Origin of the sequence: Pseudoalteromonas aliena SW19 (genome assembly GCF_014905615.1) — a bacterium.
Lineage (GTDB): Bacteria > Pseudomonadota > Gammaproteobacteria > Enterobacterales > Alteromonadaceae > Pseudoalteromonas > Pseudoalteromonas aliena.
The window spans coordinates 549,627-571,442 of sequence record NZ_AQGU01000029.1 but is presented as its reverse complement, the minus strand read 5'-3'; the positions used below and the strand labels follow the sequence as shown (position 1 = coordinate 571,442).

At 39.1% G+C, this 21,816-nt stretch carries 18 protein-coding genes; 2 read left to right on the top strand and 16 right to left on the bottom strand.

What is annotated here, in order from left to right:
• Positions 1 to 3: 3 nt before the first annotated feature.
• From PALI_RS18880 to PALI_RS18870, 3 genes are read right to left on the bottom strand one after another with little or no spacing between them, the layout of a single operon-like run.
• A complete protein-coding gene (locus PALI_RS18880; protein ID WP_193156596.1) occupies positions 4 to 1,416 on the bottom strand; it encodes a TolC family protein in 1,413 nt (470 codons plus the stop codon).
• On the bottom strand, positions 1,409 to 4,561 hold the full coding sequence (locus tag PALI_RS18875; RefSeq protein ID WP_138586271.1) for an efflux RND transporter permease subunit: 3,153 nt from the start codon (positions 4,559 to 4,561) through the stop codon (positions 1,409 to 1,411). Before PALI_RS18875 ends, PALI_RS18880 begins: the two co-directional genes overlap by 8 nt.
• Positions 4,562 to 4,570: 9 nt before the next feature.
• Positions 4,571 to 5,740, bottom strand: coding sequence for an efflux RND transporter periplasmic adaptor subunit (locus PALI_RS18870; protein WP_077535140.1), 1,170 nt, complete (start codon positions 5,738 to 5,740; stop codon positions 4,571 to 4,573).
• Positions 5,741 to 5,859: 119 nt separating this feature from the next.
• Between PALI_RS18870 and PALI_RS18865 the strand changes: the two genes are divergently transcribed.
• Complete coding sequence (locus PALI_RS18865) at positions 5,860 to 6,798, top strand: LysR family transcriptional regulator (RefSeq protein ID WP_077535139.1); 939 nt, start codon at positions 5,860 to 5,862, stop codon at positions 6,796 to 6,798.
• Here PALI_RS18865 and PALI_RS18860 read toward each other — a convergent pair.
• A complete protein-coding gene (locus tag PALI_RS18860; RefSeq protein WP_193156595.1) occupies positions 6,795 to 7,832 on the bottom strand; it encodes a GGDEF domain-containing protein in 1,038 nt (345 codons plus the stop codon). The two genes, PALI_RS18865 and PALI_RS18860, sit on opposite strands and share 4 nt — an antisense overlap.
• 164 nt (positions 7,833 to 7,996) lie before the next feature.
• The gene (locus PALI_RS18855; protein WP_193156594.1) at positions 7,997 to 8,860 is read right to left on the bottom strand and encodes a DUF6279 family lipoprotein; all 864 of its coding nucleotides are present in this window, start codon (positions 8,858 to 8,860) and stop codon (positions 7,997 to 7,999) included.
• Between the two features lie 985 nt (positions 8,861 to 9,845).
• On the opposite strand from PALI_RS18855, the gene PALI_RS18850 reads away from it, so the two are divergent.
• Positions 9,846 to 10,571 (top strand): tetratricopeptide repeat protein, encoded by a 726-nt coding sequence (locus PALI_RS18850; RefSeq protein ID WP_077538754.1) that lies wholly within the window; start codon positions 9,846 to 9,848, stop codon positions 10,569 to 10,571.
• A 112-nt stretch (positions 10,572 to 10,683) separates the two neighbouring features.
• Here PALI_RS18850 and PALI_RS18845 read toward each other — a convergent pair whose 3' ends face one another.
• The 11 genes from PALI_RS18845 to dnaJ form a co-directional block, all read right to left on the bottom strand.
• Positions 10,684 to 12,102: a coniferyl aldehyde dehydrogenase gene (locus PALI_RS18845; RefSeq protein WP_193156593.1), complete on the bottom strand. Its 1,419-nt coding sequence runs from the start codon at positions 12,100 to 12,102 to the stop codon at positions 10,684 to 10,686.
• A gap of 175 nt (positions 12,103 to 12,277) precedes the next feature.
• Positions 12,278 to 13,753 carry an SLC13 family permease gene (locus PALI_RS18840; protein WP_138583851.1) on the bottom strand — a complete coding sequence of 492 codons (1,476 nt, stop codon included), beginning with the start codon at positions 13,751 to 13,753 and terminating at the stop codon, positions 12,278 to 12,280.
• Between the two features lie 8 nt (positions 13,754 to 13,761).
• Positions 13,762 to 14,718, bottom strand: coding sequence for a porin (locus PALI_RS18835; protein WP_138583850.1), 957 nt, complete (start codon positions 14,716 to 14,718; stop codon positions 13,762 to 13,764).
• Between the two features lie 176 nt (positions 14,719 to 14,894).
• Positions 14,895 to 16,259 carry a sigma-54-dependent transcriptional regulator gene (locus PALI_RS18830; protein ID WP_193156592.1) on the bottom strand — a complete coding sequence of 455 codons (1,365 nt, stop codon included), beginning with the start codon at positions 16,257 to 16,259 and terminating at the stop codon, positions 14,895 to 14,897.
• On the bottom strand, positions 16,252 to 17,982 hold the full coding sequence (locus tag PALI_RS18825; protein WP_193156591.1) for a sensor histidine kinase: 1,731 nt from the start codon (positions 17,980 to 17,982) through the stop codon (positions 16,252 to 16,254). Before PALI_RS18825 ends, PALI_RS18830 begins: the two co-directional genes overlap by 8 nt.
• Before the next feature lie 325 nt (positions 17,983 to 18,307).
• Positions 18,308 to 18,571 (bottom strand): CBU_0592 family membrane protein, encoded by a 264-nt coding sequence (locus PALI_RS18820; RefSeq protein ID WP_138585296.1) that lies wholly within the window; start codon positions 18,569 to 18,571, stop codon positions 18,308 to 18,310.
• A gap of 164 nt (positions 18,572 to 18,735) precedes the next feature.
• Positions 18,736 to 18,984 (bottom strand): hypothetical protein, encoded by a 249-nt coding sequence (locus PALI_RS18815; RefSeq protein WP_193156590.1) that lies wholly within the window; start codon positions 18,982 to 18,984, stop codon positions 18,736 to 18,738.
• A 100-nt stretch (positions 18,985 to 19,084) separates the two neighbouring features.
• On the bottom strand, positions 19,085 to 19,462 hold the full coding sequence (locus tag PALI_RS18810) for a response regulator (RefSeq protein ID WP_182702701.1): 378 nt from the start codon (positions 19,460 to 19,462) through the stop codon (positions 19,085 to 19,087).
• Between the two features lie 106 nt (positions 19,463 to 19,568).
• Positions 19,569 to 19,973, bottom strand: a complete 405-nt coding sequence (locus tag PALI_RS18805) for a DUF1761 domain-containing protein (protein WP_077535128.1) — start codon at positions 19,971 to 19,973, stop codon at positions 19,569 to 19,571.
• Positions 19,974 to 20,068: 95 nt separating this feature from the next.
• Positions 20,069 to 20,530, bottom strand: a complete 462-nt coding sequence (gene ybaK, locus PALI_RS18800; RefSeq protein ID WP_193156589.1) for a Cys-tRNA(Pro) deacylase — start codon at positions 20,528 to 20,530, stop codon at positions 20,069 to 20,071.
• Positions 20,531 to 20,627: 97 nt separating this feature from the next.
• Positions 20,628 to 21,767: a molecular chaperone DnaJ gene (dnaJ, locus tag PALI_RS18795; RefSeq protein ID WP_077535126.1), complete on the bottom strand. Its 1,140-nt coding sequence runs from the start codon at positions 21,765 to 21,767 to the stop codon at positions 20,628 to 20,630.
• Positions 21,768 to 21,816 lie beyond the last annotated feature (49 nt).

The window sequence follows — 21,816 nt, the reverse complement described above, 5'->3', positions numbered from 1 at the left end:
ACTCTACTTCTTAGTGTTGCTTAAAGCATAACTCCATCGCCCGTTAAATGACTGATAGGCATTAACCTTAGCAAGTAGCGATGAAATTGTGGAATCGACAGCGTTTTCTTGCGCTATTAAAACATCCTGACGTGCATCTAACAACTCAAGATAAGGAATTTGCCCTTCTTCGTACATTGCTTGAGCTTGTAAGAATGCTTTATTTGCGAAGCTATAACGATCATCAGCAAAGCGTTTTTGTTGTGCTTGATTGGTTAAAAGCTGCAGCGAAAGTTCACTTTCGTTCACGGCTTTAAGCACCACTTGTTGATAGTCGCTGTACGCCGCTTCACTTAAAAACTGTTGTGCATCGCGTTGTGCTAAAAGTGCAGGATAACTCAGTAGCGACCACTTAATTTGTGGTGCTACTTGCCATTGCTGTTGAGTATCGCTAAAGCCATTACTACCAAGACTCACAACGCCTGCAAAGCCACTTAAACTAATATCGGGTAAAAGTGCTTTGCTTGCTGCAACACTTAAACTATTCGCTTGGCTAAAGTCGTAAAGTGCTCGGCTAATATCAGGCCTTAGTGCAATTGCGTTATTTGGCTCATTAAAAGCCACCTCAAACTGATGCTCTAAAATAGCCCGTTCATTATTTAATTCAACGTGCTGAGTTAAACGTCCTGTAAGCACAGCAAGCGTAGATAAGTCGCGGTACTTTGCATATTCAAAAGCAGGCACAAGTGCTTGTTGCTGCCTAAGCTGCGCCATTGTACGATTTAAATCAAGTTCGCTTGCAACACCTTCATCAACGCGAGCTTGTAGCACCTCAATACTTTGCTCAAGCGCCTCTATTTGCAGCGCTACAATATGCTGTTTTTCAACATTACCTTGATAGCTAACAAAGCCTTTAACAACCGCCGATACGACTTCAATTTGTAGTAAACGGACTTGCTCTGCTTGGCTCATGGCCGATGCATTTGCTGCATCAACCAGTGCCGTAATACGTCCAAATAAATCAAGCTGCCAATCAAGTGCTAAATTAGCACTCGACTGACGGCTGTTTACATCGCCTAAACCACTGCGTTTAGCACCAATTTCTACGCCACCTTGCGGCAGGTATTGTGCTTTTTGCTCACCTAGTCGTGCTAACGCACTTTTAAGCGTTAACTGGCTTGTTTGTAAATCATGATTATTTGCAAGCGCTTGGGTGACTAACAAGTCTAATTGGCTTGATCCAAGCCCTTTCCACCAGCTCGTTTCGTCAGCACCATCAAGTTGCTCTGCAACCGCCGCCTTTGCAACAAACTCATTAATTGCGTTTTGCTCACTGAGCGTATCTATTTTGCTCGCACAGCCAGATAAAAACGCAGCCACTACTACAGCACTTATTGTTAAGCGTGTTTTTAGCGTTTTATTTACTAACTTAGTCATGTGGTAACTCCTGCGATTTTTCTTTTTTATTTACAACAAGCATATAAAATACTGGGGTAAACAATAAGCCAAACACGGTTACACCAATCATGCCTGAGAACACTGCATTCCCCATTGCATGGCGCATTTCGGCTCCTGCTCCGGTTGCCAACACAAGCGGTATAACACCTGCTGTAAAGGCGATTGAAGTCATTAATATTGGACGTAAACGCATACGACACGCCGCTAATATTGCATCCATATGAGATAAACCGGTATCGTTTTTATCTTTTGCAAATTCAACCATCAGAATTGCATTTTTAGATGCTAAGGCTACCAATACTATTAACGCTATTTGCGTAAATATATTGTTATCTGAGCCTACAAACCACACACCAAGTAACGCTGAAAATATGGTCATTGGCACAATTAAAATAATAGCTAATGGTAAACGCAAGCTTTCGTACTGAGCAGCAAGCACCATAAATACCAGTAGCACTACCAGTGGGAACACATACACCATAGTATTACCCGCAAGTACTTGTTGATAAGTCACTTCTGTCCACTCGTATTCAATGCCGCTTGGCAAGTTATCAGCAAGTATTGCTTCAATAGCCAGTTGTGCTTGATCAGAGCTGTAACCAGGCGCTGGGCTGCCGTTAAGCTCTGCACTTGGATACCCGTTGTAATGCATTACACGGTCAGGGCCAATTGTTGGTGTAACCGTTAATACTGAGCCTAATGGCACCATGTTACCCGCGCGGTTTCTTACTTTTAAATTAAGAATTTGATCTGGGTCTAGGCGATAATCAGCATCTGCTTGCGCATTGACCTGATACGTACGACCAAACAAGTTAAAGTCATTCACATACACTGAGCCTAAATAAATTTGCAGTGCATTAAACACTTCATCTAGAGGGATACCTTGAATAAGCGCTTGCTCGCGATCAACATCTATATCCATTTGTGGCACTTGAATACGAAAACTTGAGTAAAGCCCCATTAACGCTGGATCTTGTTGTGCTTTACCAATAACCGTTTGCAGGCTATTAAATAATGCTTCAAACCCTTTGTTTGATCTGTCTTCAATTTGTAACTTAAAACCACCCGTTGTGCCTAGGCCTTGAATTGGCGGCGGCGGGAATACCGCGACAAATGCTTCATCAATTGCAGCAAAACGTTGGTTTAACTGCGCAGCAATCGCCATCGCCGATTTACTTGGATCGGCACGGTCTTCAAACGCGTCTAAGGGCGTAAAAACAATACCGCTGTTAGGGCTATTGGTAAAACCATTTACAGACAAACCAGGAAAAGCAACCGTATTTGCAACGCCCGGAACATCTAAGGCTATTTGTTGCATCTGTCTTAATACATCTTCTGTGCGGTCAAGGCTAGCTGCATCAGGTAATTGCGCAATTGCCACTAAATATTGCTTATCTTGCTGTGGAATAAAGCCACCAGGTACGGTATCAAACAACTTAATAGTACCGCCAACGAGTGCGACATACGCCACCATTACAATCATACTTAAGCGAATTAGCTTTTTAACTAGTTTTTCATACCCTTTTGCACCACGGTCAAATACGCGGTTGAATGGTTGAAACAACCAGCGACCAAATAATTTGTTTAATAAACGTGTAAATGCATCTGGCTTTGCATCGTGCGATTTTAACAATAACGCGGCTAATGCGGGCGAAAGTGTCAAAGAGTTAAAAGCAGAAATGACGGTTGAAATGGTAATTGTTAACGCAAATTGCTTGTAAAATTGCCCCGATAAACCGGTAATAAATGCGGTTGGAATAAACACCGCGCAAAGCACAAGTGCAATCGCAATAATAGGCCCCGTTACTTCACTCATTGCAACGCGTGTTGCTTCAAGAGGCGACAAGCCTTGCTCTATATTACGTTCAACATTTTCAACAACAACAATCGCATCATCGACAACAATACCTATAGCTAGTACTAAGCCAAATAACGATAACGTATTAATCGATACACCCAACCACTGCATCACTGCAAACGTACCAATGAGTGAAATAGGCACCGCAATAAGTGGGATAATTGACGCACGCCATGTTTGTAAAAATACAATAACGACAATAACAACCAGTACAATGGCTTCAATCAACGTTGTAATTACAGCGTCAATAGAGCCGCGTACAAATACGGTTGGATCGTAAACAATGTCGTATTTTACCCCTTCAGGGAAGTCTTTTGATAAACGTGCCATGGTTTCGCGCACTTGATCAGACAGTTCAATCGCATTAGAACCTGGGCGTTGAAATATAGGCATGGCCAATGCTGGTTGAGTGTCTAGCTCTGCGCGAAGTGAGTAAGTATCTTGCCCTAATTCAACGCGTGCAATATCAGATAAACGTGTTAATTGCCCCTCATCACCCACTTTAATAATAACGTGTTCAAACTCTTCAATGCTGTTTAAACGCCCTTTTACATTTAACAGTATTTGAAATTGACTGTCGTTTGATACCGGCTGAGCGCCTAAGCTACCTGCCGCGACTTGTTGGTTTTGCGAACGAAGTGCAGTAACAACGTCGGTTGCTGTTAATTCACGTGCCGCGAGTGCATCAGGGTTTAACCATACACGCATTGAGTATTTACCAGCACCAAATAGGCGAATATCGCCGACACCCGATAAACGTGCAATTTCATCTTTAATATACAAGTCGGCATAATTAGATAAATACGCGGTATCATGTGTTTTTTCTGGCGAATATAAATGCACCACCATGGTTAAATCGGGCGATGATTTTTCAGCAACAACACCTAAGCGCTGCACCTCTTGCGGCAAACGCGGTAATGCGCTATTTACACGGTTTTGTACTTGTACTTGAGCACGGTCTAAATCTGTACCTAGTGCAAACGTCACCGTTAGGGTCATACGTCCATCACTGGTTGCTTGTGAAAACATATACAACATGTTTTCAGTGCCGTTAATTTCTTGTTCAAGTGGTGTTGCGACCGTTTGCGCAATAACGGTTGGGTTAGCGCCTGGGTAACTCGCTGTGACAACCACTGTTGGTGGCACCACTTCAGGGTATTCACTTACCGGAAGCTGAAATAAAGAAATACCACCGGCAATTAAAATAACTAAAGACAACATAGCCGCAAATATCGGCCGTTGAATAAAAAAGTGTGAAAATTTCATCAATAAACCTTATTGCTTAGCCACTAAACGTGATTCGTCATTAGAAAGAGTGAATGCAACATCACTGCTGTCTATTGTTACTGTATTTGGCTTAATTGGCATGCCTGGGCCTACACGAGCAGGACCATTTACGGCAATGACATCACCCTGTGAAAGACCTGATGTTACTGCGCGAAGCGAACCATAACGCTCACCCACAGTGACTAATTTGTACTCAAGCACGTTATTTTCGCCAACGGTTAATACAAAGCGATTTTTTAAATCGGTGCCAATGGCTCTATCTGGCACAATAACTTGCTCAGAGATTGAGTTAGCAGCTAATTTAATGCGTGCAAATGAACCCGAGCGAAGCTGGTTGTTATCTTCATCAAACACAGCGCGCACACGCAAAGTGCCTGTAGAGGCATTGATTTGGTTATCAATAAAATTGATGTGCCCTTTGTATGCAAAATCGTTTTGCCCTACTTTTTGCATAACAACAGGTTGACGGCTAGCGGCTGTTACATTGCTAAAAGCACTGTTCCAAGTGCGTTCATCAATATCAAAGTACGCATACATTTGCTCGTTTGAGACAATACTTGTTAATACGCTTTGGCCCGCAATAATATTATTGCCTTTAGTAATATTTGCGCGCGAAATAACCCCATCAATTGGCGATACAATTGACGTAAACTCTAAATCAAGTTCAGCTGCTGTAAGCTGTGCTTGCAAAGCCGCAAGCTGCGCTTCACGTTGGCGTAAAACAGAGGTTCGAGATTCAGCCTGCTCAGTAGAGATTGCTTTACGCTGCGTTAAACGCACAGCTCGTTTAGCTTCACTTTTTGCTTGTTCTAACGCAGCTTGTGCACTGTTAATTTGCGCATCAAGGCTTGCTACAACCGCTGCAAATGGACGGTCGTCTAACTTAAATAATAAGTCGCCTTTTTTAACATTGTCGCCTTCATTAAATGCAATACGCTCAATGACACCTGATACGCGTGGCATTAACGCGACTTCTTGAGGAGACTCTAAACGCGTTGTATAGGTGTGCCAGCTTTGTACTGGTTTAACTAATACCGCTGCAACATCGATTGGTTGAAGATGCTGTGCTTGAGTCGAAGGTGCTGTGCTTTCATCGGCACAACCTGCAAGTGTTAGTAATGCGCCAGCGAGTGCAGCAGCAATTAAATGTTTTTTCATGAAGACGCTCCTTTTTTAATTAGCTTTGCATAGTACGGATTAAACCTGCGGACAAAAACCATAGATTTTTAAATTCATTAATGCCAAAATGGCATCAATAACGTAGCAAAGGTGTAATTATGGATACAACCAGTCGGCTTTTAATGCTGCTTGAAGTAGTTGAACAAGGCTCTTTTGCCAAGGCAGCTGAAATTCGTAACATTGACCGCTCTGTTATCTCTAAACAAATTAGCCGATTAGAAGATGAACTCGGTGTTAGGTTATTAAACAGAACAACTCGTTCTTTTTCGTTAACCGCTGCTGGCGCAGAAATGATAAAAAAGGCTGCTGAACTTAGAGAATTACTCGGTGATACAATTCGTATGGCTGAGAATTACCATTTAGAGCCCCGAGGCGTATTAAAAATAACCTCATCTACGTTAATAGGTCGGCGCTATTTACAGCCTGTACTTAATGACTTTCAAAAACGTTTTCCACAAGTTGAAGTAGAGCTTCGCTTGGACGATCGTTTAGTTGATATTGTCTCTGAGGGGTTCGATTTGGCATTTAGAGTGGGAGAGCCAAAAGATTCATCTCTAATTGCACGTAAAATTGCGCGTAATCGTTTACTCATTGTTGCCGCTCCCGAGTTTATCAGCACTTATGGCATGCCATCCAGTATGGAAGAATTGGCCGAATTACCCGCCGCAAGTTATGCCAGTAATACGATGAGGGTTGAAACAGTTGATTATTACAACAGCTCGGGTGAACCATGTGAGCAAAAAATAAAAAGTGTATATCGCGCTAACGATGCCGAAGCACTGCTCATGAAAGCCATATCTGGCACAGCGTATTTTGTAGCGCCAGCATTTATAATCGGTGACGAAATTACCGATGGTAAATTAATACCTATATTAACGGATGTAAAGTTGATGGATTACAGCGCAATGTATGCTGTTTATCCGCACAGAGATTTACCAGTAAGAACACGTTTATTTTTTGATGCTGTGCGCGAATACTTAGGAAAAGACAAGCCTATTTGGGAAAATAGAATCCCTAATTTTGAGCAAATGTATTAAACCGATTCTAATTCAATTTTTTGATGTGTGCTTGACTTAGCATATACTTTATTACGTCCAAAGCGTTTTGCTTTATAAAGTTGTTTATCAGCTTCTTTAGCAAACTCTTCGAGTGATTGATCCTGTTGATAAGAAGCAACCCCTACACTTATAGTGATATTTATTTTTTCACCATTAATATCAATCACTGTATTCTCTATGACAGATCTTAATTTTTCAGCTGTATTTAACGCATCATCTGCATTGTTAAATGAGCTAATAAGTGCAAATTCTTCTCCACCCACTCTAAATACATACCCTTTAGCTAACGTAATTCTTAATAACGTTGCAACTTCAATAAGCACTTTGTCACCTACGTCGTGACCATATTTGTCGTTTACCTGCTTGAAGTAATCTAAATCTAATAAAAATAAGTACAACTGAGATTTATCTGTTAATTCGACCTCAAAATAATGATTCATCGAAAGTCGATTACCAGCACCCGTTAATGGATCTAACAAGGCTAGACTTTTCAAGCGTTTAGAGGAAAGTGCTCTGCTCCCTTCAAAAACATGAGAAACAGCCCAAATACTTACATAAACAAACAGTAAATTAAGACCAAAATTTAGCGGTAAAAAAGGAAATAACGAGGCTTTATTTACTAAGATAAATACCTGTAAAAAAAGTAATGTTGCAGAAAAGAGGATCCCAAAGCGCTTACCTAACAACAGGTAATACAAAACGGGTAATGCAAATGACCAAATAAACAAGCCATTTTTTATCAAAGCGAAATAGTTACCTAACACAATAACTAACGTAACTAATGCACACATAATAAGCGATTGGCGTAGTTGCAATGCATGTCTGTTTAGACGCACAAATGTGTGTACACAGTAAGCACACAGTCCCAACTCTAAATAGCCCAGTACCGCAAAATTATTAATGAGTAAATTAAACCCAGCAAAAATTAGCGATACACAACCAAAACATAAGCACATCCATCTTAAGACGTTCCTTCTTAATGCCTTAGTACTATTAAGAGCAGTAATATCCATTCAAACAACTTAATAAAAAAATAAAAATTCAGTTTAACGTGAAAAATTGAGATGACAAGCAGTGTACCTATAACAACGGTGCCTCATACGTCAAAAACACGATAGTGGCCATCTTTACTAATAATAAAACCTATCATAAATCTTTGTTGCTGGATTTGAAACGCTTAATCATTTCTAAGTTCATTAATTGTCTGCATTAAATCGTCAAAATGTTCATTAGCGCTTTTTCGTTGTTGCTTAGAAAGTGTGTTATTTAAGTCAATAAGTAAATTTATATAGAGTACTAAATTATTTTCATTCTTAGCTTTTAACTCATCACCAATAAATGCATCGCGATCGGTAATGATTATCTCAAGCTGTGTAGCAAATTGCTGTTCATCAAGTTGTAAGTTGGAAAACGTTTGCTCAAGTGCACGTAAGCGATCCCGTTTATAATCTTGCCATAGTAAAAATGTATTAATATGTTGCTCGTTAGCGGCTTTTATTAATCGCACTTGTTCAGGAGTGAGTTTGTTTAGCCATTGTTTAAAGTAATCAAACTGTTTGTCTAAACGCATGTCTTTATGTTCTTGCAAGCTGAGTTCATTGTGCTCTTTAAACTCATCATTTATATCGGCGGTTATATTATCAATAAGTTCTTTACGCTGTTTTGATGTAAGCGTTTTAGCTAACGTGATCAGAGGTTGGCTTGCATAATCAAGCAGATTTCCCCAATGACCTTTAGCAAGCGTGATTTGTTTAGTCAGCTCCTCTTTATTTAACTGTGAATTAAACATCGCTTGTAAATTTGTTAGATCTTGTTTGTATTTGAGCAGTTCAGTTTGTCTGTGCCAATTTCGCGTATTTTCAATAATTTGTTTGAGCTGTTTGGCCTGACTTTTATTTAAATCAATGTAGTCGTCTACCCAAAAAGACGAAAGCCAAGGCAAGTTATTGTAAGCAAAAGAAGTTGAGCAAGCGCTAAGTAGCAACATACTCAGCACTGTAATAATCTTCGCTATTTTTTTTATTATAATTTTACTAAACATTGTAACGCCACCTCACTACTTTAATAATATATAAACACATAATCTTTTTGATAATAGTTATCATTTAGTATTGACATGCGCGCTAATCTAATTAATAATCGTTCGCATAAACACAGTGTAACGACCTCAGTCCAAGGGCGTGTAGACCTTTCGTGATTGATTTTGCAGCAGTATGTTTGGTTTTTAGGCAAGGCAGAGCCTATGTAGTGTGGTTATTCCCCATAAATAGGTGATAACGCAGCATAAATGCCAAACATGCGCTGCCCTTTGAGCTCGATCTAGGGACGATTAACTCTTTGTTGCTCGGTTTTTACTTAGCCCGCTAGGTTACAAACCTCGCGCCGCGATTAAATCGTCTCTAGATTGAACAAATTTCAATCCACAAAGGTCAACACGCCCTAGGGAAGAAATTACAGCAAGGATGCTGATATTTAATTAAGAAGACTGTGCCGCTTCGTATCTATTACTTACTCGACCCAAGTAATAAATACCTAAGATCACAATTACTTGCTACATTGCTCATATTAGTGACGGTTGATATGACTCAAAAAAGCCCTAACGGGCTTTTTTTATTTCTTTAAATTTTCTGTGATATCTGTATCTTACACTTCTTCAGTGCAAAAAAACTTATTTTGACCTATAAAATATTATACATGTAAACGAAAAGTGCATTGTCTTGCCTTTACATTTAAGCCGGTGTAAACAGGACAATAGGCATTGTTTTTTGCAACCACATGTAAACGTTTTAATCACTCATTTATACTGACCGACTTAAAGATAGGATCTACTTAACGATAAGATTATGGCACTATCAACAAGGCAAAAATTTTACGATATTATGGGGTGCTTTAATTCGTTAGATTGTTCAAATACTTATGCCAATTGATATTAGTGCACCATGATAATGAATTTACGTTTAGTTATGCCGATGGCATTAAATTGGTATCGATACATATTGCAACTATTACTAATTGGAGACATTACTATGTCACAGTTTAATTTAAAACCATTAATACTTGCTGGCGTTTTATTTGCAAGCCCTTTTGCCCATGCAACATTAGAAGAGGGCATTATAGCCGCTAACGAAGGTCGATTTGAATACGCATTAAAAGAGTTTGAATACCTAGCCGACAAAGGTTTTGCACCTGGCATATACGAACTTGGGAAATTATATGAAGGTGGCTTTGGCGTAGTACGCGACTACCATAAAGCCGCGCAGCTTTATCAACAGGGTGTTAAAAAGAATCATGTCGATTCTATGTTCGCATTAGCTGTACTTTACGATGAAGGTAAAGGTGTTAAGCTCGATAAGCAAATGGCTTTGAGCCTATTTGAAAAAGCAGCAAATAAAAACTTACCCGCAGCACAATTTAACCTAGGTGTTATGTACGCAAACGGGGATGGCGTTAGTCACGATTTTGAACTTGCAAAAAAATGGTACGAAAAAGCGGCTGCAAATAACTATTCCCTCGCGCAATTCAACTTAGCACTCATGTATTTTGAAGGCTTAGGTATGCCTAAAGATCTCGAAAAGTCATACATTTGGAACACTATTGCTGAGTACAACGGTAATATGCAAGCAAGCCATAGCCGCAAACTCGATGAGCGTAAAATGCTCCCTAAAGAAGTTGAAGAAGCGAAAGAAAAAGCAGACGCTATATATGCAAGAATTTTAGCGGGTACTTATGCAGGCGAAGGCCGCTTATTTTAACCAACTTTAAAATAATAAAAGCTGAACTGAGCGATTTAGTAGCCGCTAATCGTTCAGCTTTTTTATTTTCTAGATTTTACCAATTCGCAATAATGCTTAACCTGCACTCTGGTTATTTAATATATAACCACTTAAGCAATTTGATCAGTAACTTACTTTGCTTAAGTAACATGCCAACCCGTGGATTAAAAGAACCAGAAACTAATGTGTTTTTAGCATGGCTAAAGGTTAAAAAACCTTCTTTACCGTGATAATGCCCCATACCTGAGTGCCCAACACCGCCAAATGGTACATCATCTGCCGTAACTTGCACTAGCGTGTCATTAACAGCAACTGTACCGCTGAGTGTTTGCTTAATAATATAGTCTTGAGCGCGTTTATCTTGCCCTAAAATATAAAGTGCTAATGGATGGTGATGTTGTTTAATGTAATCAATTGCCTCACTGAGTTTGTTATAACTCATTATCGGCAATATAGGACCAAATAACTCATCTTGCATTAGCTGCATTTCGTCTGTGACTTGAGTAACTATATGTAGCCCCATACGATGCTTTTCTGCATCTTGCTGATTTTGCTCAAGCGGTTTTACAATAGTTGCGCCGAGTTCTTGTGCTTGCGCTAAATAGCCCGATAAACGTTTGTAATGTACATCGCTAATAATCGATGTTAAGTTTTTACCTTCAACACCGTCTTTAAAATGCTTTTTATAAAGCTCGCATAATTGCTGAATAAGCTGATGCTCAAGCTCTTTAGGGACAAATACATAATCGGGCGCAACGCAAATTTGCCCTGCGTTAGCCATCTTTCCAAATAACAGTGTCTGTGCTGCTTTTTGAATATCAGCCTGCTCGGTAATGATCACTGGAGACTTACCACCAAGCTCAAGCGTAACAGGCGTTAAATTTCGACTTGCTGAGGCCATTACTAATTTACCAACCGCTGTCGAACCAGTGAATAGTAAATGGGCGAACGGGAGTGATGAAAATTCGCTTGCTACATCGCTCCCCCCCTGAATTACTTTACAATGCTCTTGCATTTCATCACTAAATAGTTTTTCAAGAACAACATTTGTATGCGGGGTAAACTCACTTAGCTTTAACATCACCCTATTACCTGCGGCAATAGCTGTAATAACAGGTACTATGGCCAACTGAATAGGGTAGTTCCACGGCGCTATAACTCCGACGACCCCTTTAGGTTGATAAGTTACACTCACTTTAGAGGGCCATAAACTTAAACCCACGGCACGATTGCTTGGCTTTGACCATTTTGGTAACTTTTTTATTATATGAGCAAGACCTTGCACTGTTGGCAAAATATCACCAAGCAACGTATCAAATGCAGTTCTGTAACCAAAGTCTTTTGAAACCGCATCAACGAGCTCTTCTTCAAGCTCGACAACGCGTGCACGTAGCTTTTTTAAAATCGTAATGCGTTTATTTATAGATAAATAGGGTGTCTCTAAAAAGGCATTTTGTAAGCCATTAAACTGAGCTAATAAAGAAATCGTTTGTGATGTATCTGTTGTCAAAATAGATTGCTCGATTTTTAAAGTTATTAGCGACTATAACCTTGTTCTGTTTTTCGAGCAATAACACTAATTTTATTTAAAGCACTCCTTTAAGAGTAAAAATATAGACACAGAGTAGTTTTATTTTTAAACAATCAATATACAAAACTACCCTGCTATACGTGACTTGAAACGATTAGAATTTAAATACGTGAGCTGCAATCGTCATAGTGACCAGTGTTATTAAAACAATGGCGACAATATTGAGTACAAAGCCCGCCCTTATCATATCGCGCATTTGTATTTGCCCTGAGCCAAATACGATTGCGTTTGGAGGGGTTGCAACGGGCATCATAAACGCACAACTACAAGCAATAGCAGCAGGAATAACCCATACAAGAGGTGAACCCGTTATTGATTCTGCAACGGGTCCTAATAACGGTAAGAACCCTGCAGCAGTGGCTGTGTTGCTGGTGATCTCAGTTAAAAATGTAATTAATGCCACCACAACAAGCACACCCATAACAAGTGGAATAGCGCTGGCGCCTTCAATTAGGTGAGCAATAAATTCAGCAAGCCCTGATGATTTAATTTGAGATGCGAGTGTAAGCCCTCCCCCAAATAATAATAAAACGCCCCACGGTACTTTAGCTGCACTTTCCCAATCAAGAATACGCTCGTCACTGCCCTTGTTTGCGGGTAAAACAAACAATAATAATGCTGCAGCAATCGCAATACCGGTATCAGAAATTTTCAGTCCTGTGATCTCGCCAAGTACAGGTCTAAATATCCAACACAGTGCTGCTAATACAAACACAAATAACACGCCTTTTTCGGCACGCTGTAGTACTCCTAAGTTTTTTAACTGCGTTAAAAACACCCTTTTTGTATCAATTGGTTGATCGGCTTTCATGTTAGCATCAACTTTATATGCAAACTTAGTAAGCCAAACCCAGCTAATAATCAACATACTTAAAGCAAGAGGAACCCCTACAATCATCCACTGCGCAAAGCCAATTTCAATTTGGTAGCTATCAGATAAATAGGCAGCCATTAACGCATTAGGGGGTGTACCTATTAATGTGGCAATGCCACCAATACTAGCCCCATATGCGATTGATAATAACAATGCTTTACCAAACCCTTCATTGCTAGGATCTGATTGCTTAACTAAATTAGTTATTGAAAGCGCAATTGGTAGCATCATTACCGCCGTTGCAGTATTGGACATCCACATAGATAAAAATGCGGTTACTAGCATCATCGCTAAAATTTGCAAACTAGGCTTTGTACCTGCATAAAGCATAGTACTCAGGGCTATCCGTTTATGTAACCCCCACCGTTCCATTGCAATAGATATTAAAAATCCGCCTAAAAATAAAAAGATTAAAGGGTGTGCATAAGGTGCAGCAACCGTTTTTATTGCTGCAATATCAGCTAAGGGTGAAATAACTAATGGTAGCAAAGCCGTAGCAGGTATAGGCACAACTTCACTTACCCACCATGAGGCCATCCAAAATGCCAACCCTGCCGTATTAAATGCTGCAACCGACATTCCCTCCGGTGGGGTCACTAGGCAAGTAAGCAACATAATACTTGGGCCCATCAATAACCAAAACCATTGCATGCTTTGCTTTTTAGGAGAATTATTTTTTAAAATTTGTTGAGTCATTATTTTTCCTAAAACTTATATTTAAGGCCAAGTGCAACACTACTGTCTGTATTTTCGTCCAAGTCTAAATCGGTATACAGTAGATAAGCGGTAGTTTGTTTATCAAATACATAGTCGAGACCAGTAGTCCATTGAGTTGCATCAGTCTGTTGGCGAAGCGCTGAATCATCCTTCGCAAACTGAATTTTTGGCACCCACTTATCAAGTGTATAGCTGGCACTTAACACATAACCATTACCCGATTTAGTACCATCTACCGATTCAGAATGCTGGTATAGTACACCTAGTTGTAATTGTTCAAATTTATAAACACCAGCAAGACGATTTGCTTTTATATTATTAAGTGAATCAACTCGACTTAAAGAGATATAGTACGGCGTATTTTTTAAATTACGGTCGCCATAAATAAATGTGGCAGCGTAACCTGCTTTGTTGTCTTTATTATCGTCTTTTGGGGCATAAGTAAAAGAAAACTGCGTATTATGCCAAGAGTTTGAGGTATAGCTAATAGTATCGCCAAGTCGGTCCTGCCCTGCAATAACTTGTGCTATATCTGCTTGCGTTTCGTTAAAATTATCAAGCTTTCCTTCTGAGTACTTAAATCGAGTATCGTTTCTGCCTACAACGACCTCACCAAACGCACCTTTTAAACCTAAGTAAGTATTACGTGCAGTGAATGGCTCTTGTGTATCATCTTCTTCAAAGCCCTTAACTTGTACTTCATATTTAAAAACCGCAGTTAAATATTCATTTAATTTATGTGCGCCTTTAATGCCTATACGTGAGTATGGCGCCTCAATTTGAGTACCTTCTTTGACATAACGCATTATGCCCGTATCAGTAGTGGCAATTTGCACTTCGGCTTTACCGTAAACAGTGTAATCTGTAGCAAAAGCGGTGTGGGAAAATGTGGCTAAACAGCCAATTGATAGTAATAAAATACGAGTGTGTGTAGTTTTTGTCATTGTGCGCCCTGATTATTAGAATCTACTTGTTGTAGTGCTAATAAGGCAACTTTACTGCCAAGTATATAAAAACTCATCATTTCAATAACTTGATAATATAAACTATTAAGTTTTAATAAAAACGTGCGGATCAGCACACATTAAAAAAGTGAGTAGTGTCACCAAATCCACCCATTTTAATCGGTAAACATATCTCTGTTGAGGTTGTATTTACTCATTTTATCGTAAAGTGTTTTTCGTGCTATTTGTAGTGTTTCCATCGTGTTTTTAATACTGCCATGATTTTGCTCAAGCGCGTACTCAATGAGTGACTGCTCATAAAAAGACACTTTTTCGGATAAACTCAAATCGGCAGATAAACCACCAAACTGCTGTGTTTTGACTTCTGCAAAGGCAAGCTCAGCACCGAGCAATACGGCTCGCTCTGCTTGATTTCTGAGTTCTCTGACATTGCCAGGCCAATCATATGCAACTAAACGCTGTTGTATCTCAGAACTAATTGCTGCAGGCGGTTTATGATAGCGAGTAGCAGCAATAGAACTAAAGTGCTTAAACAAAAGTAATATGTCGGCTTTTCGAGAGCGTAATGGCGGAATAGTAACGTTGACCAAACTCAGTCTGTAATATAAATCAGCCCTAAACTGACCGTTTTCAACTAGCGAAAGTAAGTTTACTTTACTCGCTGCCACAATCCTTATATCTAAATCAATTGCTTTATTATCACCTACGGGGGTCACTTTTCGCTCTTCTAATACGCGCAGTAACTTAACTTGCAGTGACATTGGGGTGCTTTCTATTTCATCTAAAAATACTGTACCACCTTGAGCATATTCAAACTTGCCTTTTCGGCTCTGCGTCGCGCCCGTGTATGCACCACTTGCTGCACCAAACAATTCGCTTTCTATTAATTGCTCTGGTACAGCACCACAATTAATAGCAACAAAGTTACAACTAGAGCGATTACTTTGGTCGTGTAGGTAACGTGCTACAAGCTCTTTGCCTGTCCCTGTCTCACCTTCAATCATGACATCTGTTGGCGTATCTATAATCGTGTTTAGCAAGTGCATCATATCTTGCATTTTAGGCGTATCACCCAATATACGCACACCGGGTGCTGACGTTTTTTGTACGGCAACTTTTAATGCGCGGTTTTCCATAACTAAGCTGCGTTTGTCGCATGCCCTTGCAATACAATCTAGCAGATGTTCATTAACCGGTTTTTCAAATAAATCATATGCGCCTAATTGCATTGCTTTGACAGCAATGGATACGTCAGCGTAGCCTGTTAAAAAGATAACAGGAAGCTCACTATCAAAAGCGGTTATTTGCTCCAAAAGTGTTAGGCCGTCCATAGTCGGCATATTTATATCGCTCAAAACGATCCCAGTAAAACGTCGGTTAAGTTTACTAAGGGCCGTACTTGCGTTATTAAAGCATTCAACGATGTACCCCTCGAGGGTTAGCAATTGCTTTAAAGAATCTCTGATCATTGCTTCATCATCAATGACTATAATGTTATTACACGATGAGCTATTAATCATGTTTGCCTTCCTGCTTATTTGACAGACTGATTATAAATTCAGCTCCGCCTTCTACCCGATTATGCGCGCTCAAGCAGCCGTTAAATGAATCAATTATCTGCTTTGATATAGATAAACCAAGCCCTAAACCATTACTCGACTTAGTACTATAAAAAGGCTCAAACAGGTTCCCGAATGCATGTTGCTCTATGCCAGAACCCGAATCTAAAATGGATAACTTTACCCGTTCTTCAAAACTCTCCACCTGAAAACTTAAATTACGAACAGCAGCGTTACTCATCGCTTGGCTCGCATTCGTAATTAAATTAACCAGTACTTGCTCAAATTTAAGTGCATCTACCCAAACGATAATATTTTCATTAAAACTTGGAGGATCAACATGTATGTTGTCTTGCTTTAATTGTGCACTTGATATCATTAATGCATTATTTAATAAGCCAGCTAAAGGATAAGGCCTTAATTGCATATCTGATGGTTTACTAAAATGCTTAAGCTGGCCAACTATTTTGTGCACACGTTCAACGAGCCCTGCAATAACAGTTAAACTCTCATCTAAAGCCGAAATATTGCCTTTGCCCAATAAACGTTTAGCACTAGCGAGGTAGGTATTTATTGCACTAAGCGGCTGATTAATTTCATGATTGATACCCGCACTAAGTTGCCCTATGGTGGCAAGCTTAGCCGATTGAACCAAGGCACTTTGTACTTTTTCAAGAGCTTGAGTTCGCTCTATCACTTCAAGCTCTAAACTGTGCCGTGAATACAATAATTTTTTATACCCAGCAAAACGTGTTAATAAGCTATAGCCAATAATAATGAGTAAGCTATAGATAAAAAACGCCCAAAATAAGCGAGGCACTTGTGCAGCATTAATTTTAGATATATCGACAAGTACGTGCATAGTGGCATTGAAATAACGCAGAGGCATGGCTGCTGTAACATACAATGATTTGTCTATTTTAAAGTGTGTAATGCCTTCATTACTAAATTGAAATTGCTTGATGTATTTAGGTTGATGGTCCAGATAGGCTCGACGAGATTTAATATCACGCCGTGCTGTAATATCTAGCTGAGTAAAACTATTTAAGCGCCATTGTTCAACATCTGACATTGCAATAATTTCGTCTGCTAACTGTAAATAAAAATGACTACCTTGTGATGTATTTAAAAGCTTTCTGTCATTTTCGAACTTATTTACATTCACTTTTAGTACAACAACACCAATCGCTTGGCTCTGTTTATAAACAGCTTGAGAAAAATAAATACCACGTTCCTCAGAACGCATACCTAATGCAAAATAAGCAACAGTTTCACCTGCAAATGCGCGCTTAAAGTAAGGCCTAAAAGCAAAATTGCTACCTAAAAAAGAATAATCAGTCTGCCAATTGCTACTTGCCGCTACAGCACCTTGCGGATCCAGAACAAACACATCTGATGCCCCACTGGCTTGTTGAATATCAGCAAGGTAATTATTTATAGCGCTGTAGTGCTGTTGTTCACCGTTGAGAAAATTAACCAACGACTCGTTATGCGTAAGCAACTGAGGAATGGCAGAAAAGCGGGCAAGTTCCGTATCAATATAATTGTTTAATTGAGTTACTTGACGCTTGGCCTGAAGCGCTGCTTGCCCAACATCATGAGCACGGCCAAGCCAAAACGTAACAACTAATATAAGTATGAGTAATATACCTATACTAATGATTTTTTTAGAAAAGGAGTACATTAACAGCTCGCAAAAAAATAACCGAGAGAATTTTAAGACGCTAGTGTAACGGCTAAAATCTTGCAGCGATATAAACTTTTTGTTAACAAGTGTATTGTTCGTATTTAAAAACAAAAATCGCCGTAAACAAGGTGTCTACAGCGATCTGTTATACCAATCTGCTTATATATGGGGTCTATTTAACGTTAAGAAAATTACGCTAGAACTAGGCAAAATTTTTTGTATCTATGTTCTAAATAAAAAATTTTTAACGACGTTATAGTGCAATTTAATTCGTTAAATTGATCAAAGATTTATGCAGTTTGGTATCAAGCCTTAAAAGTGCTTAATTTTTAGCTGAAGTTGATCTGTTTTTAACGTATTTATATAAACCAATTAATGAAGCCGCAATCCAGAAAATTTCAATCACAAAACTGGCTAAATTAAAGTTATAACAAAGACTAATTAATAATAAAATTGCCCCTGTTAAATTCATCATATTATACATCAAGCTCGTTGGAGATGTTTTACCTAGCTGTAGTAAAAAGAATGAACCAACGACCAAAAAAGTACCTGTCATACCTATGATGTCAAATAAGAGTGCTATCACGAAACTATCCTTTATCCATTTTTAAATAACCCAAAAAACTGGCCCGATCCATGGGGAGGGTATTTTTTCATTCATTGAAACAGCAAAACCGAGGGATCTTATCAGTATGGTAAATTCTAACAAGGCCATATGTCCGCATCGAATGTTTATCAATAACCTGTTTATTAAAATGTCACTTTCCCGCCAATTATTTTATAGGCAGGGGTACCTCGTATTATCGTAACTCTTGCAAAAAGGCGATCACACTGAGGGCAAATACAAGGCTCTTTGGTAAAATCTTGGCTGATCCGCTCTATAAAACACTTAACTAAAGCCCCTTTTCCGCCTTTTCGGTATTTAAATAATGAAGCCCTACAAGCAGAGCAAAAAATATCAACTGTCTTTGTCGGCCCTTTTTTATTAGGTTTAGCCATTTTTCCTCCATTGATTCACAATACTGCCCTCTTTGAGGTCGGTAAGTTTAGAGTAAATAACTATCAATTAAAATTAAAATAGGTATAAGCAAATACAGCATTACTTTTTATTGGCGTCTGCAATAATGAGATTTAGATGATCTGATAATACTTTTAAATTGAATGGTTTAATAATAAAGCCAGAGACTTTAGCCGCAATTATTTCTTTAACAGCTTCACAGCTATCTTCACATGTCACAATTAGAACAGGCAGAGATGCCAGCTTTTCATCATCACGAATTCGTTTAAGTAAAACTTTACCATCCATTTTTGGCATATATAAATCTGTAATGAGTAGATCAAAATGTTGTTGATGCAGTAAAGCAAACGCTTGAACTCCGTCAGTTGCTTCAACAAGATCGTCAAACTGTAACTTTCTAAGCATATTTATTAATACATGACGTATTAACGGCATATCGTCGACAACCAGTATTTTCATTGTTTAACAGCCAATTTTTAAATATTAAACTTTTGTAATATATCGAGTAAAAATACTAACCGTATTAAAAATCAGTAAGCAAATTATTTATATTATATGCATAACGTCATGGCCAAACACCTAAAATAAAGCCCATTAAGGAGAATTGTAAAATAGAAAAGCCGCTATTAATTAAGAATAATTTAGCTGGGCGTTGCTCATATATATAACTCAAACCCAGCGAACTGCTTACCAAAAATAAACCAATAGCGAAACCGGTGCCTATACTTTGAGCTACTCCTGCGTCATTTCCCAAAAAAAGACACAATATAAATGCAGCCGAAAACACACAGGCAAAGCTACCGCCAAATATCCATTTAGGGTTTGCTGATTGTAAATCAAGCTCCGTTAAACCACAGCTTTCTAACCACGCCTGTTTGAACATGATTTTAGAATACCAAATATCACCAAGCATGAACGACGAGAGTGCAGCCACGAGTATTGCAAAATAATTAATATCAGAAAAATTCATAGATAACACCGAAGCTTTCAACAAGTAGGTTAACTTGACTGTAGTTAACATTCATCAAAGCAGCAAACTCTTAATTGTAACTATGGATCTCCATACTAAAAATCCTCAAAGCTCGCATTTGTTAGCAAAGTTAAGTCCGCTGTTTTTAGCATCACCTCTAAACCACGTTTACCCGCGCTTACATATATATGGGTAAACTGCAGTGCACTGTGATGTATAAATGTTTGCAATCTTTTCTTCTGACCAAGAGGACTCACTCCTCCTAAAATATACCCTGTACTTGCTTGAACTTTTTGTGCTGCTGCCATCGCGACTTTTTTTGTTCTACACAATTTTGCCAATTTTTTTAAATTAACTTGTTGAGATACCGGAGTGATTGCAACGATCAATTCATTCTCAGATGTTTCTAATACAATCGTTTTATATACTTGTTCACTCTTTAAGTTTAACTTTTCAACGGCCTCCTGCCCATAATGACTATTGCTCGTATCATGTTCATAACTTAGCAGTTCAAAAGAGATTTTTTGCTTTTTGAGTAACGCTATTGCTGGTGTCATAATATTTAATGGTGTTTTTATTTACAGTAACAAAAATTATATTTAAAGCAAAAAAAACGACGCTAAAAAGCGTCGTTTTTATTTACTTAACGTAAAATTATTTAGTTAAATCATCAAAAAACTTTTTAACACCATCAAAAAAACCTTGCTCTTTAGGGCGGTTTTTCGAACTATCTGTACCCATGCTTTCATCTAATTCAGTCAGTAATTCACGTTGACGTTCGTTAAGATTAACTGGCGTTTCAATGACTACTTTACAAATTAAATCGCCTTGAGCACCACTGCGTACTGACTTAACCCCTTTACCACGCATACGAAACATTTTACCCGTTTGCGTTTCAGAAGGTATTTTAAGTTTTGCACGACCATCAAGCGTTGGCACTTCAATTTCGCCACCAAGACCTGCTGTCGTAAAGCTAATTGGCACTTCACAGTATAAATTATTCGCTTCGCGCACAAATATTTTATGTTCTCGTACCGACACCTGTACATACAGATCACCCGCCGGAGCACCATGCATTCCAGCTTCGCCTTCGCCCGTTAAGCGTATACGATCGCCTGTATCAACACCGGCTGGAATTTTAACTGAAAGCGTTTTGGTTTTTTCTACGCGACCTTGACCGTGACACTTATTACAAGGATCTGAAATAATCTGACCTTGCCCCTGACACGTTGGACAGGTCTGCTGAACAGCAAAGAAACCTTGGCGCATTTGCACTTGGCCAGCACCATGACACGTAGTACATGTTTTAGGTTTAGAACCTGCTTTAGCACCACTGCCATCACACGGCTCACAACCAACCCATGTTGGCACTTTAATTTCAACTTCTTTACCACGAACAGCTTCTTCTAAGCTTAAGTCCATGTTGTAACGTAAGTCGGAACCACGTTGCTGACGAGATTGACGTCGACCACCGCCGCCACCAAAAATATCGCCAAATACGTCGCCAAATACATCACCAAAGTCGCCATGTCCGCCACCAAAACCACCGTGACCTCCACCGCCACCTTGTTCAAAGGCTGCATGACCATGTTGGTCATACATTTGACGTTTTTGATCATCGGTTAATATTTCGTATGCTTCTTTAACTTCTTTAAATTTTATTTCGAGATCTTTATCGCCTGCGGTACGATCTGGATGATATTTCATCGCTAAGCGTTTATACGCTTTTTTTATGTCTCGCTCACTCGCATCTTTGCTTACGCCGAGGACTTCGTAATAATCGCGTTTTGACATATCTATCACACTACTCTTTTCTGTTTGCAACGTAAGCTGCTGGATAAAC

Excerpts from the sequence above, each read along its gene's own strand:
- ybaK (WP_193156589.1), bottom strand. The coding sequence starts at position 20,530 with ATGACACCAGCAATAGCGTTACTCAAAAAGCAAAAAATCTCTTTTGAA.
- dnaJ (WP_077535126.1), bottom strand. The coding sequence starts at position 21,767 with ATGTCAAAACGCGATTATTACGAAGTCCTCGGCGTAAGCAAAGATGCG.
- PALI_RS18825 (WP_193156591.1), bottom strand. The coding sequence starts at position 17,982 with ATGTACTCCTTTTCTAAAAAAATCATTAGTATAGGTATATTACTCATA.
- PALI_RS18855 (WP_193156594.1), bottom strand. The coding sequence starts at position 8,860 with ATGTTTAGTAAAATTATAATAAAAAAAATAGCGAAGATTATTACAGTG.
- PALI_RS18810 (WP_182702701.1), bottom strand. The coding sequence starts at position 19,462 with ATGAAAATACTGGTTGTCGACGATATGCCGTTAATACGTCATGTATTA.
- PALI_RS18850 (WP_077538754.1), top strand. The coding sequence starts at position 9,846 with ATGTCACAGTTTAATTTAAAACCATTAATACTTGCTGGCGTTTTATTT.
- PALI_RS18865 (WP_077535139.1), top strand. The coding sequence starts at position 5,860 with ATGGATACAACCAGTCGGCTTTTAATGCTGCTTGAAGTAGTTGAACAA.
- PALI_RS18880 (WP_193156596.1), bottom strand. The coding sequence starts at position 1,416 with ATGACTAAGTTAGTAAATAAAACGCTAAAAACACGCTTAACAATAAGT.
- PALI_RS18815 (WP_193156590.1), bottom strand. The coding sequence starts at position 18,984 with ATGGCTAAACCTAATAAAAAAGGGCCGACAAAGACAGTTGATATTTTT.
- PALI_RS18870 (WP_077535140.1), bottom strand. The coding sequence starts at position 5,740 with ATGAAAAAACATTTAATTGCTGCTGCACTCGCTGGCGCATTACTAACA.
- PALI_RS18835 (WP_138583850.1), bottom strand. The coding sequence starts at position 14,718 with ATGACAAAAACTACACACACTCGTATTTTATTACTATCAATTGGCTGT.
- PALI_RS18875 (WP_138586271.1), bottom strand. The coding sequence starts at position 4,561 with ATGAAATTTTCACACTTTTTTATTCAACGGCCGATATTTGCGGCTATG.
- PALI_RS18830 (WP_193156592.1), bottom strand. The coding sequence starts at position 16,259 with ATGATTAATAGCTCATCGTGTAATAACATTATAGTCATTGATGATGAA.
- PALI_RS18860 (WP_193156595.1), bottom strand. The coding sequence starts at position 7,832 with ATGGATATTACTGCTCTTAATAGTACTAAGGCATTAAGAAGGAACGTC.
- PALI_RS18805 (WP_077535128.1), bottom strand. The coding sequence starts at position 19,973 with ATGAATTTTTCTGATATTAATTATTTTGCAATACTCGTGGCTGCACTC.
- PALI_RS18840 (WP_138583851.1), bottom strand. The coding sequence starts at position 13,753 with ATGACTCAACAAATTTTAAAAAATAATTCTCCTAAAAAGCAAAGCATG.